We start from the raw sequence: 15303 nt of genomic DNA on the forward strand, positions 1-15303 counted from the left end.
TTATTTTTAGCATAATCAAAGTTTGTTGCATTTTTGTAAACTTCTATTTTCCTACGGAAAATAGCCGTTCACTTTAAACGCAACTTTCCATAACACAACAACGTTGGCAACAATATTGAAATGACCGAGAAAGAAATTCAAAATCATATATGGGATAATAGAGAAGATTGGACTGAACTTCTTTCTAAAATTGAATTCCCAAAGAAAATAGAGATTGAAAACCCTTCTCATCTCACACCTTCTCAAGCTATTTTCAATATGATAGTTACTCAATATGAGAAGCATTATAATTCATTATATGATTTGGAATTAATTGGTTGTGAAGTGCCACTTAAAAAGGATTCAGATTCAACAATTAGGGCAGATTTCCTTGGAGTACTTGGTGGAAGAAATGGTTTGACTGTAGTAGAACTAAAAAAAAGCAAGCAAACCGAGAGACAAGCATATACTGAATTACTTGCTTATGGAAGCCATCTAAAAACATTATTCTCACCTATGAGTAAAATGGACATTGCTTATGTTCTAATTTCACCAATGGAAGAAAGAATTGTTAGAGAGGCTACTATAAACTCGATTTTATACGACAAAACAAATGTTATCGCAATGATTCCAAAATGGGAAAATGATGATATTAATACTCTTGTCTTAGAACCTTGGATTCCGACATTCGAAGAAATTGACAGTTTAACAACATCGTGCTTCTCAGGGAGCAATTTTGATGTTTTTAAAGTTACTTGGGATGCACTTGAGGGAGATTGGAGTCCAGAAGAAGATGGTGAAGATCCAGACCAAGATATGATTGATAAAATGAACTCTGTTTCTGCCTATGCAGCTCAAATAATGGAAGCTAAAGGAATTCACGGCTTTGTTTACACAATGCAAAATTGGCCAGAAACAAAGGGTATGGGTCATTTAATTAATGCCATTGTTATTGGAGGTATTAATCCATACAAAGCAACCAAGAATAGAGTTTTAACCACTAAATATGACCTTAAGCAAAACGAAGCTGACGATGTCTTAATTGATTACTTTGATATCTACGAGATAATTCCTGAATTGAAACGTGATGATAAAGAAGCTAAAGATGATTACAAACCCAATCATTTAAGTGACTTATCAATGACTTGGGACAATGAGATTTCAGGAATTTGTTTTGACATTGTGAAAACACTCACAAAAAGTCTTGACAAGGATTGGATTGAAACAAGCTATGGTGGATTTGATTGGGAGCGATATCAAAGAAATACTATGGAGGACTCATATTGCCATAATTTTGAAATGAGAGTAACAGGTTTAATTCGAGAATTATTTTTTGAGTACTCTAAAATGGATTATGACTTCATCAGAAAAAATGGAGAAGAAAACCATATGCAGTATTGGTACGGAGATATTCCAAATTATTTAGTTGACATATCGACACATCAATATTATCTAAGGAATTTTATTCTAAGATTATTCAATCCATATTTTGAATTTATGGATAACATTGAAGGTGATGAAGAAAAATAAAATACTGTTGCCAACAACGTATATAGCTCATAGCTAATCAGTTGCTTAATCGAAGTTAAGACATATTTGCAAAGTCGCCAAATTTTTAAATTTGACGATTTTCAATAAAAAAGATAAATAGTAAAATTTAAAAATCTGGCTTGTGCCTAACCGAAAAATAAAAGCTATTTTGCACGCTACGAGCCATATACAAAACCGTTGGCAATAATTATGAAGAAAACACTACTACTGTTCATATTTACAACACTATTTATCTCTTGTAATAAAGAGAATGAAAAATCTGATTTTATTGGAAATTGGAGTTCAATTTCAGATGAAAACTTTGAGTTTGATATCGATATTGAATTTTTTAAAGATTCTATGGTGATTGACAACCCTTTAATTTATGGAACATATTCCAATAAATGGAAAGTTATAGATGATAAAATTGAACAAACTTTATTACGAGGAAACTCTGATTTAAATTATAAAAATACGAATTATTATAAATTTAATTCAACTAAAGACACCCTGTTTATTAAGAATGAACGCGATTCAATTCATTACTTTAAATTTGCGAAAATTACAAATGGATTTGAATATTTTGAGAATAAAATAGGACTTAAAATAGAATTAGACAAAGTATCTAATGGTTTAATTTCAGCAGGAAATAATGACTATAATTTTAATATCTATTTAACTTTAAAAAATAATAAAGTAATTGCAAAAACCGACTATTCAAACAATCTGAATAATCTGGCATATCAATTATTGAATTTTAAATCTAAAATTTATGAAAAAGGTTTAGATAAAATTAAATATGTTCTTTTTATAGATAAAAAGGTATCAAATAAAAAAATTGATTCTATCAAATCTTTATTTATAAAGGAAATTGTGGAAAAGACTTTTATTGTAAAAAACTACAAAGAGAATAAGTGGAATGAACAAATTAACTGGTTAGGAATTTATGAAAATTAACTATTGCCAACACCGTGTAAAAAAAATTGCTGGTAAAATCCCACTTACGAAAATCCTTGCAGATTTTCTTGGTTCGTGTTTTATTTACTAACTTTAGTGCTTGAAACACGCAACTTTTCTTACACAACAACGTTGTACGTAAGCTAGAATTACCAACAAAAATTTAGTTAAAATTCAAGTTTTTAGATATTTAAAAATGAAAAAACAAGCGGAATTTAAAGCTGAAAATGAAAAAATCTGAAACAAAAATATTTGTCGGAATTGGAGTTCTAATTTTATTAATTGATATTTTATTAATGAAATATTGGGTTAGTATAATTGAACCTTATTCATCTATGTCAGTTGGAATTGAATCTTATAGACCTCGAATATTTATTGTGAACATTCTGATTGGAATGATTACATTCTTAATTAAAAAAAGATTTTCTATTTTATTTTTTGTAAACACAATTATCTGTTATTTAATCTTCTCTTTTTTTTGGAATTCTTGGATTGAAAATCATCCTTATTCTCAAACAAACTATCATTTTAAAATTGAAAACAGAAATTTACGTTTAGATATTTCTGAAAACCCAAATACTTATGGAATTTATGAACTGAATCAAAATCCGAATGATTCTTTGAAAATCATAGAAATGGGAATGAATGAAAAAAAAGGAGATAGCATTATATTAAAATGGTGGAAACAAGGCGAAAATTTTGAAATGTATTTTTACAAAAACAAATTAATTGGATTTCCTGAAAACCCGAAAGGAATTGAAATGAAGAAACAGGAATAAAAAGCCTACGTACAACACCGTGTATTAAATATTGCTATATTTGGCTAAACTAAAACTTGTTGCTTCTTTGCAAACTCCTGAATTTCCGTAGGAAATTCCTCGTTCACAAAGCCGCAACATTCAATACACAACAACGTTACCATACATTTGAGAAAAACGATGACAGAAACAAACATTACTACTTCAGAATTAAGAACTGAACCAAATATTGGAAAAAGAATTTTAGCCGGATTTATAGATTATCTAATAATTTACGTGTTCCTTTTTATCTATATCTATGCGTTTGGAGAACCAAATGCGGAAGGTGAATATTCTGTAAATGGTTTACCAGCACTTGTGCCAATAATCTTTTGGGGAATTATGACTGTCGGACTTGAAATCGGACTCGGAGCAACACTCGGAAATTCACTCGCAGGAATAAAAGCAATTCCAAAAAGCGCAATTAACCGAAAACTGACTTTTGGTGAATCTTTTAAAAGACATTTACTTGACCCAATTGATATGTTCTTTTTTGGACTAATTGGAATAGTAACAATAAAAAATACAGATAAAAATCAAAGATTGGGAGACATTTGGGGAAACACAATTGTCGTGCGGAATGAAAATCTGACTGAATAACAAACTGAATAAAAACGTATGGTAACACCGTATAAAAATAATTGCGGCTTAGTGCTTAATCAAAGGTCGTTACGTGTTTGTAACGTCTGATTTTCCTTCGGAAAATCCTCGCATACAAACCCGCAACTATTCTTATACATAAACGTTGTAATGCATTTACCAAAAACATGAAGAACAAAAGAATAATTTATCTATTAGCACTACCAATATTGAATTTAATAGTGCTTATGTTCTTTTTGGGAATTACTGAAAGCTTAATTATTGTTCCTATTTCAATTGTATTATTATATATCTTCTATTTAATAAAAATTTCAAAAAAGTATAAGAAAAAAGGACTAAATATTTTGTTCATTCTATCTTATTTGGCAATATTATTTTTTCCGACATTTCACTTTATTAGTTACAAAATAAATGAAAACAACTATTATCTATCTGACTACTTAAAAGATTCAGCAAATCATAGATTAGAAAACGAAAAAAACAGCAATCAATTCAACACTTTTAATTTTGATCTAATAAAAAATAGTTTAAGTAATGAAAATGATTCAACGCTTAATAAATCAGAATTCTTTAAGCTAAAAGAATTAAATTATTTGGATAGTATAAGATTGTCTGGTGTTACTTTTAAAGCTATTTCTGATTCTACTTATAATTATAAAAAATACAATGGACTTGGAGGAGGTGGAATAAAACCGCCTAAAATCTATTTAACAGTTTTTAAAAACAATAATAAAATAAATATAATTTATTCCAAAAATAATACAATACGCGAAACACTCGAAAGCTATATAAATAGTTATAATTCATTTTATGAAAGATCTAATGACGTTAAAAAAGAAATCGGATTTGTTGACTTTTGGTTTGCTTCTATTTCTTCATTTAAATTTTCTGAAATAATTCCAAATACATACTTGACGAAATCATTATGGCTATTCCAATCTATAATTTCATTCATATTGCTTATTTATATTTCAACTAGCATTCCACAATTGAAAATAAATAAAAAATCGAAAGATTAATAAAAGAGATAAAAACGCATTACAACACCGTGTATAATTAATTGCTTGGTTCTTGCCTACTTGCGAATATTCCTGGGGAATTTTCACGGGTTCGTTAAAGTTTACTAACTTAGTTGCTTAACCACGCAACTAACCATACACAATCACGTTGTAATGCATAATGACAAAACGCAGTCCTGAATGAAAAACCTAGCTTTTTTAATAATAACATTTCTCGCTTTTGGATGTCAAGGACAAAATAAGATGTTCGAGAAAGAAGAGAACAAAGCAAAGGAATTTATGGAATCCAAAATATCGGAAATCTATAATGACCAATTCAAAACCGAATTTATTGGAACTTGGCACGAGTTTGGAAAAATTTATGGCTTTAAGTTTTATATCATTGAAAATAACGACTATCCAATCGCAGTCGAGTACAACCTTGGAGAACAAGAGCCTTTTGAATTTGACAAACAAGGATTTGAAAAGGAATATGAAGCAATTAAGGTAAAAATCAGAGCTTCCGGACAACTCGAAAAGGATATCCAAGCTTATTTTCCTAACGCAAGAGCAATTGCAAATAGGATTGAAAATCGTGATGGAACTTATCGTTGGGTAAATAACATTTATACTGCTCAACCATTGGATAAGGAAAAAGGAAAAACATTTACGGAATTAAATGCACTTTGTAATTCATTGACAAAAAAGTTAAATGAAGAAAAAACATTTTATAACTTCTATTTCCCAAAAGAAGTAGATAAAACCGAATATACTGACAATCGATTTTCTTTCTTCGAATTTGATAATTTTAGTCAAAAGCACATATACCATTATCGAGTTGACTTCATAAAAAGTGGAGAACAATTCGAGATGACAAATCAAAAGCTTCATGATAATCTAAAAGAGGAACAATCAGAAAAACTAAAGAACTCAATTGAGAAATGGAAAAATGAAAACGGATTTGAAAACTGGGAAATATCACTACTTACAGAAAGTAGTATTGATAGAGACCTTGATTTCAAGAAGTTTATATTAGGTTCGAATGGAGAGAAAAAATTCGGATTTATAAACATAGAAACGAAAGAATTAAAATTTGTAAATTAAAAATTACGCATTACAACACCGTGTAAAAAAAATTGCTAGTAAAAGCCTACTTACGAAAATCCTCGCGGATTTTGAACTGCTCCCAAAAAGTTAGACACTATTTGAGGGTATTATTATGGGAAGAAAAGTCAAGTATGATTACGCATTTAAACTTCGATGTGTAAAGCAAGTTTTAAAAAATAACCAAACAGTTGAAGATGTGTCTAAGTTATATGGTTGTCATCATACAACCCTTCATGATTGGATTCGATTTTATGAAAAATATGGTAAAAAAGCACTATTACCAAGAAAAACAAAAGTGTATAGCATTCCTTTTAAACTTAAAGTTTTAAAAGCTATTGACAAAGATTCATTATCTTTCAGTCAAGCTTGTTTAGAATTTAATATTCCTACAAAATCTGTAATTATGAAGTGGCAACGTAATTATAAAAAAGAGGGTATTATAGGCTTAAACATTAAACCTAGAGGTAAACCAAAATCTATGCAATTTAAGAGGGCTAAAAAAAAGTCTAATAAACCTTTAACAAGAGAAGAGGAACTTTTATTAGAAAATGAATCATTACGTGCAGAACTGGACTTGCTAAAAAAGTTACAGGCCTTAATTCAACAAGAGCAAAACAAAAAGCAAAAGCCATAACAGAATTAAGGCATAAGTATGATTTAGATATTTTATTATATCATATGAACATGGCAAGAAGTAGTTATTATTATCATCATAAAAGAAGTCTTATAGTTGATAAATATAAAGAGATAAAACTATTGATTCATCAAATATATCATCGTCACAAAGGAAGATATGGTTATAGAAGAATCTCTTTAGAAATCAACAAAATAGGAACTCTAATAAATCATAAAACAGTACTCAAGTTAATGCGTGAATTAGGTTTAAAAAGTTTAGTCAGAGCTAAAAGATACAAGTCTTATAAAGGGCAAATAGGGGAAACAGCTCCTAATATATTACAACGAAATTTTAAAGCTATTAGGCCAAATAAAAAATGGGCTACCGATATTACAGAATTTAAAGTTTTAGGAAAAAAACTATATCTATCTCCAATAATTGATCTCTTTAATAGAGAAATAATAAATTATCAATTATCTGAAAAACCTGATTTTAAACAAGTAGCTATTATGCTGAAAAAGTCTTTTAAGAAAATACCAGATCAAACAAATTTAATATTACATTCAGATCAAGGATGGCAGTATCAAATGAAACAGTATCGAAGATTATTAACAGAAAAAGGAATTACTCAGAGTATGTCTCGTAAAGGAAATTGTTTAGATAACGCTGTGATAGAAAATTTCTTCGGTATTCTAAAATCTGAATTGTTTTATATAAATAAATACAAGTCGATATCTCAATTAAAAAAAGAGATTAAAGTGTATATAAAATATTATAATAATGAGAGAATTAAACAAAATTTAAAGGGAATGAGCCCGATTGAATATCGAGCTAATTATTATCAAAATTAATTATAAATTTGTCTAAACATTTGGGTGCACTTCATTTTCTTGGTTCGTGTTTTATTTACTAACTTTAGTGCTTAAACCACGCAACTTTCCTTACACAACAACGTTGTAAGCAATTTGACGCAACCATTTCGGAAATTTAGCATCTATTAAAAAACAATAATTATGAAAAAATTAATTCTTCTAATATCATTTATAGGAATTTTATCATCGTGTTCAAATGATGATTCTGAAACCGACACACGAGAGTTTGTAGCTGGAGAAGTTTCTGTTGGAATTAAAAGCGGAACTGACATAAATGATTTGTTTGAGTTTATTAATCTTTTCGACCATCAAGTTGATAATGTGAACTCATTAAATTTTACTTCAAACTTGGAATCAGACAACTTACAATACGTTTTAGATATTCTTAATAACAAAACTTATACAAATGACGGAATTAATTGGTTTGTAACAGGATATTTGCATTCTCAAACAAATGAAATAACGATTTTCCCACGACTTTTTGGAATGGAAAATGTTGACTATCAAAATGACTGGCTTAATTCAATGAACGAACTGGAATTGAACGAAAAACACAATTCAGAATTGAATAGCGGAATTATTCGATTTTATGTTCCTGTTGGTCAAGAAATAGAATGGAGAAACCAATTTGTAAATTATAATATAGTAGATTGGGCTGAACTAAATTATATTGCAGATATAGAAACACATACGAACTAAAAAAAACTGCTTACAACACTGTGTATAAAAAATTGCTTATTTTTAGCTTAACCAAAGTTAGTCGCATTTTTGTAAACTTCTATTTTCCTGCGGAAAATAGCCGTTCACTTTAAACGCAACTTTCCATAACACAACAACGTTGGCAAACATTAACCAATCACACTTTTGAAAAAAACAAAGGTATAATGGAATTATGAAAAACATTAATCTGAAAAAACATTTATTTAAAATTGTACTTCTGATTTTCGGAATTTATTTGACATATAACTATTTTGACAACAAAAAAAAGATTGCGAATTTAGATTATGGAATTAAAGCAAACGTTTTGAGAAAATCACTTAATGTTCCAATCATAGATGAATATATGACAGCGGAAAGCAGACACGACGAGTTTTTCGGAAATAGATGGGAAACTTGGAGAGAAAAACCAAACTCTAACGAAATACTACACGCTTGGAAAGTAGTAACACCTTCAGAAAATGAAAAATATATTCTAGACAAAGAAATGGATGCTTATCGAATGAAAAATGAAAATGGAATAATTTTACAACTGAACATTTTTAGTGAAATTTATAACGACTCTATTTTAACTCGAACTGGAAGAATTGTTTATCATACCGAACCAAGAACTAACATAGAATTAAATGAAAAAGACATAGATAGTGTTGTGAAAAGTTGGAATTTAAACTATCTGATTAAAAAATAACGATTTGCCAACACCGTATAAAAATAATTGCGGTTTAGTGCTTAATCAAAAGGTCGTTGCGTGTTTGTAACGTCTGATTTTCCTTCGGAAAATCCTCGCATACAAACCCGCAACTATCCTTATACATAAACATTGGCAATAATTTAAGAAAAATCCCGAATTGAATAGAATAATAGGAATTATATTGACAATTTTACTTTTGATTTCTTGTAAGAATTCGGAAAATACAGAAACGGAAAAAAAATCTGAATCTGAAAACGAAATCACTCAATCGGAATTTAAAAAAGTTGAGTCTCAAAACGGACTGAATTTGGAATATCAACTTTTAGACGAAAATAACGAACAAATAAAATTTTCGAGTTTAACAAAGATGCCTGAATTTCCAGGCGGACTTGATTCGCTGACTAAATTCATACAGAGGAATTATAAATTTCATCAAGGATTTACGGAATATATAAACGGAAAAGTCAAATCGACTTTTGTAGTTGACACTTTAGGAAAAGTCGTAGATATAGAAATAGTTGAAAAATTGAGAAAAGATTACGATACAGCTTGTTATAAAGTAATATCTAAAATTCCTGACTGGAAACCAGCGGAAATAGAAAATAACAAAAAAGTGAAAGTTAAATTTCTTCTTCCATTCAAATTTGTGACTGAAGAATAAAAACTATTGCCAACAACATATATAATTTATTGCTTGCTTCTTGCCTACTTGCGAAAATCCTCGCGGATTTTCTTTGTCCGTAATTATTTACTAAATTAGATGCTTAAACACGCAACAAACCATATATAAACACGTTAGCAGTAACTACCACTCTGTACTTTCCTGAAATAGGTTGACTAAAAATTAAACACTTAATTATAGTCACTTATGAAAGCTCAAAAACAACCCTGGCGAAAAAAAACGTACGAAAAAGCAACTTTAGAACTCAAATTATTCGTCGTTGACCAAATTCAGAATGGACAGATTTCCACAAACTTTGCTTCCAAAAAATATGATGTTCCTAGAACTACAATTGGGTATTGGATCAAAAAATATAGTACTTTAGTCCAACAAAATACAGGTATGAGTAAATTAGATGAGATTAAAAAACTAAAGGAACGTATTGAAGAATTGGAGTTTGTAAAGGAATTTCAACAAGATATTATTGCTGACATGGAAATCATTACTGGAGTCGATTTGTCAAAAAAGTCATTGCCCAAAACATTAGCGAAAGAGATAGAACTAAAAAAGAAAAACCGTTTAAAAGAAAATGGTTCTATGAGTGTTTTGGGATTAGTAAACAAGCCTTCTACAAAAGACTCAAAACCCAAGAAAACAAACGACTAAACGATGAAAAAGTCATCGCAATGATACAAGAATATCGAAAATTAGTTGGTATGAGAACTGGCGGAATTAAGTTATATGATGAACTTAAACAAGACTTTATAAAACAAGGTATTAAAATCGGTAGAGATAAGTTGTACGATGTGTTAAGGCTTCATAATTTACTTGTTCCTAAGCTTAAAAACTATGTGACAACAACAAATTCTAATCATCAATTTAGAAAATATAAAAACCTAATTAAAGACCAAGTTCCTACTCGACCAGAACAACTATGGGTAAGCGATATAACATACATTAAAACAGACAATGGACACAATTACCTAGCAATCGTTACAGATGCATATTCTAAACAAATTATGGGCTATAAATTAGATAAAAACATGAAGACATCACTTTGTTCAGAAGCGCTAGAAATGGCTATTAAAAATAGAAAATACCCTGATAAAAAATTAATACATCATTCTGACAGAGGTTTTCAATACTGTAACCCCAAATACACAGCATTTGCAGAAGAAAATGGCATAATGATGAGCATGACAGAACAATATGATCCTTATGAAAACGCAATTGCAGAGCGAATTAATAGAACTTTAAAATATGAATATGGACTTAGAAATTGCATTAAAAACACTGCCATTGCTCAAGAAGTAACAAAACAAGCAGTATATATTTACAACAATTTAAGAACCCATTTTAGCTTAGAATTAAGAAAACCAGCTGAAGTACATTTAAACCCAAACATCAAATACAAATCATATCGAAGAAATAATGTAAATTTGACTGAACTAACAATTTGAAAACAAAACTAGTTCAAAATATTTTTTGCCTTCTAAACGGCTAAAAAAATCTTTTGAACGGTATAAATTAACCTAAAAAAAGGTCAACCTATATCAGTATAATATAAAAGGATTGCAACTGTAATACAAAAGAATTGCTACTACCCTACACTGCAATGTTTATCATAAAGTAAAAACAATTGCTACAAATTCACAAAGACGATACAAATTCTCATCAAAATAAATAATTGCATTACAAAAACAAAAAGGATTGCAAATGTAATACAAAAGGATTGCCATTACTTTACACTGCAATTTTATCACAAAGTAAAAACAATTGCTATAAATTCACAAAAACAACACAAAGCCATATCAAAATAAATTATTGTATTACAAAAACAAAAAAGATTGCAACTGTAATACAAAAGAATTGCTACTACCTTACACTGCAATGTTTATCATAAAGTAAAAACAATTGCTACAAATTCACAAAGACGACACAAATTCTCATCAAAATAAATAATTGCATTACAAAAACGAAAAGGATCGCAAATGTAATACAAAAGGATTGCCATTACTTTACACAGCATTTGCAGAAGAAAATGGCATAATGATGAGCATGACAGAACAATATGATCCTTATGAAAACGCAATTGCAGAGCGAATTAATAGAACTTTAAAATATGAATATGGACTTAGAAATTGCATTAAAAATACTGCCATTGCTCAAGAAGTAACAAAACAAGCTGTATATATTTACAACAATTTAAGAACCCATTTTAGCTTAGAATTAAGAAAACCAGCAGAAGTACATTTAAATCCAAACATCAAATACAAATCATATCGAAGAAATAATGTAAATTTGACTGAACTAGTTATATAGAATATAAATAATTTAAAAGGTATAAATTAGACCAAAAAAGGTCAACCTATATCAGTATAATACATTATGGGATACAAACTTGATAATCATATGAGAACATCACTTTGTACAGATGTGCTGGCTATGGCTATTAAAAATAGAAAATATCCAACTAAAAATCTCATTCATCATTCAGATATAGGTTTTCAATATTGTAACCCTAAGTACACGGAATTTGCAGAAAATAACGGAATTACAATGAGTATGACTGAAAAATATAATCCTTACGAAAACGCTATTGCAGAACGAATTAATAGAACTTTAAAATACGAATACGGATTAAAACAAATTCTTAAAAACACAGATATTGCCCAAGAAATAACAAAACAAGCAGTATACATTTACAATAATTTAAGAACACATTTTAGCCTAGGTTTAAGAAAACCTACAGAAGTACACTTAAATCCGAATATAAAATGTAAACTTAAGATGTATAAAAATTTATCTTTTAAAAGTATGTAAAACATATAGTAAAATTAGTAAATTGCATACAGAAATTTATACTAATAATCTGGTCTAAACTGAACACGTTTTTGAACACGATTTACAAATAAAAAAGGTTATTTATTACGTTATAAGCATTTTAACTCGAATTCATAACCCTGAGGTCACGGGTTCAAATCCCGTTCTCGCTACAAACTTAATGTTAATTAAATCAACGAATTGTGTCTCATAATTCGTTTTTTTATGTCTACATTTTTCTTACTTTTACAAAGAGTACACGATAAAGTACACGATTGCACTATGAAATTGAATTATTCAGAGCCAAAAAATATTCACTGGAGGAGCTAATATTGGAGCTTGGTCTAAACTGTCAAAAAAAGATAAAAAAGAAGCATTATCCAAAAGTTGGTATGTCTATTATTCAATTAGAGATCCAATTACAGGAAAACTAAAAAGGCAGACTAATATAAAAGCTGGAGTCAACCTTTATAAGGATAAAAGAAGTAGAATACACATCTTAACTCAATTAAAAGAAAGTTTACAATATGTTTTATCAAAAGGCTTCAATCCCTATGAAGATAATAGTTCTTTAGCTGAATTTATCGAAAATCTTCTTTCTCCTGAAAAAAGCGAAGTCAACAGTACACCAACACAAGAGAAAACTCCAGTGTATCTTGAAAAAAAGGCTGTACAAGAAACACCGATCCTCTACCCCATTAACACTTCTTTTGACTTAGCATTAGACACCAAATCCAAAGTTCTAAATAGGATTTCATATCAAAATTTTAAAAATAGAATTGAACGATTTAAAAAATGGCTCAATGAAGAAGACTATGACCTCAATGAAGATATTTTAACTATAAATAAGAAACTTGTAATACAATATCTGAACACTGTATTACAAGCAACAAGTCCTAGAAACAGAAACAATACACGTACTGACATCAGTTCCTTATTTCAAACGTTAGAAGACAATGAAATAATTGAAAATAATTTTGTTAAGAAAATTAATGTTTTAAAATCTGTACCAGAAAGAAATAAAACCTATACTACAACTGAGCAGAAAGATATTTTTAAATATTTAGAAAAACATGATGCAGTATTATATCTTTTTGTTCAATTTATATCTTATAATTTTCTTAGACCTGTTGAAGTTTGTCGATTAAAAATTGGTGATATCGATTTAATAGATAAAAAGATTTATGTTAGAGCCAAAAACAAGCCTGTAAAAATTAAAATCATTCCTGATATATTAATTAAGCAATTACCAGATCTATCTAAATTAAATAAAATCGATTTTTTATTTACTCCAAATGAAATTGGTGGCGAATGGGAAGCAAAAGAAAATAATAAAAGAAATTATTTTACCAAACAGTTTAAAAAAGTAAAAGACCATTTTGGTTTAGGTAAAGATTATGGTTTATATAGTTTTAGACATACCTTTATAACGAAGTTGTATAAAGAAATGGCAAAAACAGCAACTCCTTTTGAAGTAAAAAGTAAATTAAAATTAATTACAGGACATGCAACAATGGATGCACTAGAATTATATCTACGAGATATTGATGCCGTATTGCCTGAAGATTATTCAAAATTATTAAAGTAATGGAAAGTAAATATTTTGGAATTATTCCAAAAGAACTAAACTCTTTGAATAAAATTATACAATTAGAAAATTTTCTAAAGGAAAATGATTTAATAATTATATCAAATAAATTAGAAATAATAAAATCAACTAAAACAGAAAATCTAGGAGAACGAAAGAACGTAGTTAAATACGATCATAATAATACTGGTTACAAATTTACAGATGAACTTACTATAGAGGTTTATGACTTTTTATTAAATCAATATAAGAATAGTTTATGTAAAAATATTTTATTTAACATTAACTTTGATGATGAAACCTTTGGTTTTTTAGAAGCTAGAAAAAAAGAAGCTGCCTTAATACAGTTCAAAAATCTTTATTCTAAATGGACTAACAATCTACCTACAATGGTCTCGGAAAATGAATTTAATAAATTAAAGAGAGCTAGAGCATTATTCCAAAACCAACTAAAATATCAGTATGAGTTAGTTGTAGCCTTCCTTATTGGGGAAATAAATTACTTTAACAGAGATTTACTTCAAACTAATGAATTGTTAATTGAAATGTTTGATTTTGAAAATGATTTATTAATTTTAATAGATTTAAACCAACGTTTTTCTTTTACAGAAGATAATGTCTTTACAAAAAAAACAATAGCTCAAATAATATATAAAGAATACCCTGAAGAATTTCATTCTTTAAAACAAATTGAATTTATAGAGCATCTAATTACCATAAAAGACATAATAAATAGAGCTTTTATCGTAAGCCTTTTTGATTTTTTTAGTAACAAACTAAATATAAAAACACCATCTGCCGAGTCCTTTGGGAAAATTATAAATAGTCACTTTGGCTTTACTTTTGGAGAAATTAAATTAAACAGTTCTGAAGGGGATAAACATTTTAAAAGAGTAAAAGAAATTGAAAAAGAATGGGGGCAATTTTAATAATCAGAAGCTATTTTTAACTATTCCCCATAAACCTTAAAAATTCCCACACATTTCCCACACATTTCCCCTTTTCCCTCCCTTTTAAAAGCTTCATTGTATCACGTAATTGCACCTAGTTAATTCTTGTTAATTAGGTAGTTATCTTTTGATGTAAAATCACCTTACTTTTTAACAAGTATTTATTTTAAAAATATTTAAAACAAAAAGTAAAAATGATTGCAACAATTAATTTTAGAATTGATCAAGACCAGAAAGAACAACTTCAAATTTTAGCAGATGAAAAAGGGATAAAAGTATCCGCTTTAACTAGAGAAATTATAACAGACTATTTAAATAGTTTAGATAATCACGGTCTGTATGATCCATCAAAGACAATTGGTGAGTTAATAATGCCTATTCCGCCAATAGACTCTAATAATCTTAAAAATTAACTTC

General features: G+C 28.6%; 18 protein-coding genes. All 18 read left to right on the forward strand.

The genetic code is table 11. The features are described 5' to 3' along the window. The first annotated feature begins 396 nt into the window (after positions 1 to 396). The 18 genes from H0I29_RS01050 to H0I29_RS01135 all read left to right on the forward strand — a co-directional run bounded on the left by H0I29_RS01050 (position 397) and on the right by H0I29_RS01135 (position 15299). Positions 397 to 1509: a hypothetical protein gene (locus tag H0I29_RS01050; protein WP_218754111.1), complete on the forward strand. Its 1113-nt coding sequence runs from the start codon at positions 397 to 399 to the stop codon at positions 1507 to 1509. A gap of 210 nt (positions 1510 to 1719) precedes the next feature. Next, positions 1720 to 2466 carry a hypothetical protein gene (locus H0I29_RS01055; RefSeq protein WP_218754060.1) on the forward strand — a complete coding sequence of 249 codons (747 nt, stop codon included), beginning with the start codon at positions 1720 to 1722 and terminating at the stop codon, positions 2464 to 2466. Positions 2467 to 2693: 227 nt separating this feature from the next. Continuing rightward, positions 2694 to 3245, forward strand: a complete 552-nt coding sequence (locus H0I29_RS01060) for a hypothetical protein (RefSeq protein ID WP_218754112.1) — start codon at positions 2694 to 2696, stop codon at positions 3243 to 3245. 159 nt (positions 3246 to 3404) lie between these two features. Then, positions 3405 to 3863, forward strand: a complete 459-nt coding sequence (locus H0I29_RS01065) for an RDD family protein (RefSeq protein ID WP_218754113.1) — start codon at positions 3405 to 3407, stop codon at positions 3861 to 3863. Between the two features lie 167 nt (positions 3864 to 4030). Continuing rightward, positions 4031 to 4882 (forward strand): hypothetical protein, encoded by an 852-nt coding sequence (locus H0I29_RS01070; protein WP_218754114.1) that lies wholly within the window; start codon positions 4031 to 4033, stop codon positions 4880 to 4882. 180 nt (positions 4883 to 5062) lie between these two features. Beyond that, entirely contained in the window at positions 5063 to 5965 is a 903-nt protein-coding gene (locus tag H0I29_RS01075) for a hypothetical protein (protein ID WP_218731073.1), read from the forward strand. A 115-nt stretch (positions 5966 to 6080) separates the two neighbouring features. After that, the gene (locus tag H0I29_RS01080; protein WP_025562376.1) at positions 6081 to 6602 is read left to right on the forward strand and encodes a helix-turn-helix domain-containing protein; all 522 of its coding nucleotides are present in this window, start codon (positions 6081 to 6083) and stop codon (positions 6600 to 6602) included. After that, entirely contained in the window at positions 6599 to 7435 is an 837-nt protein-coding gene (locus H0I29_RS01085) for an IS3 family transposase (protein ID WP_254712739.1), read from the forward strand. The genes H0I29_RS01080 and H0I29_RS01085 overlap by 4 nt, the downstream gene beginning before the upstream one ends. Before the next feature lie 162 nt (positions 7436 to 7597). Then, positions 7598 to 8155, forward strand: a complete 558-nt coding sequence (locus H0I29_RS01090; protein WP_218754115.1) for a hypothetical protein — start codon at positions 7598 to 7600, stop codon at positions 8153 to 8155. 325 nt (positions 8156 to 8480) lie between these two features. Then, on the forward strand, positions 8481 to 8861 hold the full coding sequence (locus tag H0I29_RS01095) for a hypothetical protein (protein WP_218754116.1): 381 nt from the start codon (positions 8481 to 8483) through the stop codon (positions 8859 to 8861). Positions 8862 to 9021: 160 nt separating this feature from the next. Beyond that, positions 9022 to 9525, forward strand: coding sequence for an energy transducer TonB (locus H0I29_RS01100; protein ID WP_218754117.1), 504 nt, complete (start codon positions 9022 to 9024; stop codon positions 9523 to 9525). A gap of 207 nt (positions 9526 to 9732) precedes the next feature. Then, the gene (locus tag H0I29_RS01105; RefSeq protein WP_218761396.1) at positions 9733 to 10191 is read left to right on the forward strand and encodes a helix-turn-helix domain-containing protein; all 459 of its coding nucleotides are present in this window, start codon (positions 9733 to 9735) and stop codon (positions 10189 to 10191) included. After that, complete coding sequence (locus H0I29_RS01110; RefSeq protein ID WP_254712740.1) at positions 10137 to 10985, forward strand: IS3 family transposase; 849 nt, start codon at positions 10137 to 10139, stop codon at positions 10983 to 10985. Before H0I29_RS01105 ends, H0I29_RS01110 begins: the two co-directional genes overlap by 55 nt. 502 nt (positions 10986 to 11487) lie before the next feature. Beyond that, the gene (locus tag H0I29_RS01115) at positions 11488 to 11847 is read left to right on the forward strand and encodes an integrase core domain-containing protein (protein ID WP_218754118.1); all 360 of its coding nucleotides are present in this window, start codon (positions 11488 to 11490) and stop codon (positions 11845 to 11847) included. Positions 11848 to 11913: 66 nt separating this feature from the next. Then, positions 11914 to 12348, forward strand: a complete 435-nt coding sequence (locus H0I29_RS01120; RefSeq protein ID WP_218754119.1) for an integrase core domain-containing protein — start codon at positions 11914 to 11916, stop codon at positions 12346 to 12348. 649 nt (positions 12349 to 12997) lie between these two features. Further along, entirely contained in the window at positions 12998 to 13936 is a 939-nt protein-coding gene (locus H0I29_RS01125; protein WP_254712673.1) for a site-specific integrase, read from the forward strand. Beyond that, entirely contained in the window at positions 13936 to 14865 is a 930-nt protein-coding gene (locus H0I29_RS01130; RefSeq protein ID WP_218754120.1) for a hypothetical protein, read from the forward strand. The genes H0I29_RS01125 and H0I29_RS01130 overlap by 1 nt, the downstream gene beginning before the upstream one ends. Before the next feature lie 215 nt (positions 14866 to 15080). Further along, entirely contained in the window at positions 15081 to 15299 is a 219-nt protein-coding gene (locus tag H0I29_RS01135; RefSeq protein ID WP_218754121.1) for a hypothetical protein, read from the forward strand. The last annotated feature ends 4 nt before the right edge of the window (positions 15300 to 15303 follow it).

The sequence above is a fragment of the Polaribacter sp. R2A056_3_33 genome (assembly GCF_019278485.1).
Classification (GTDB): Bacteria; Bacteroidota; Bacteroidia; order Flavobacteriales; family Flavobacteriaceae; genus Polaribacter.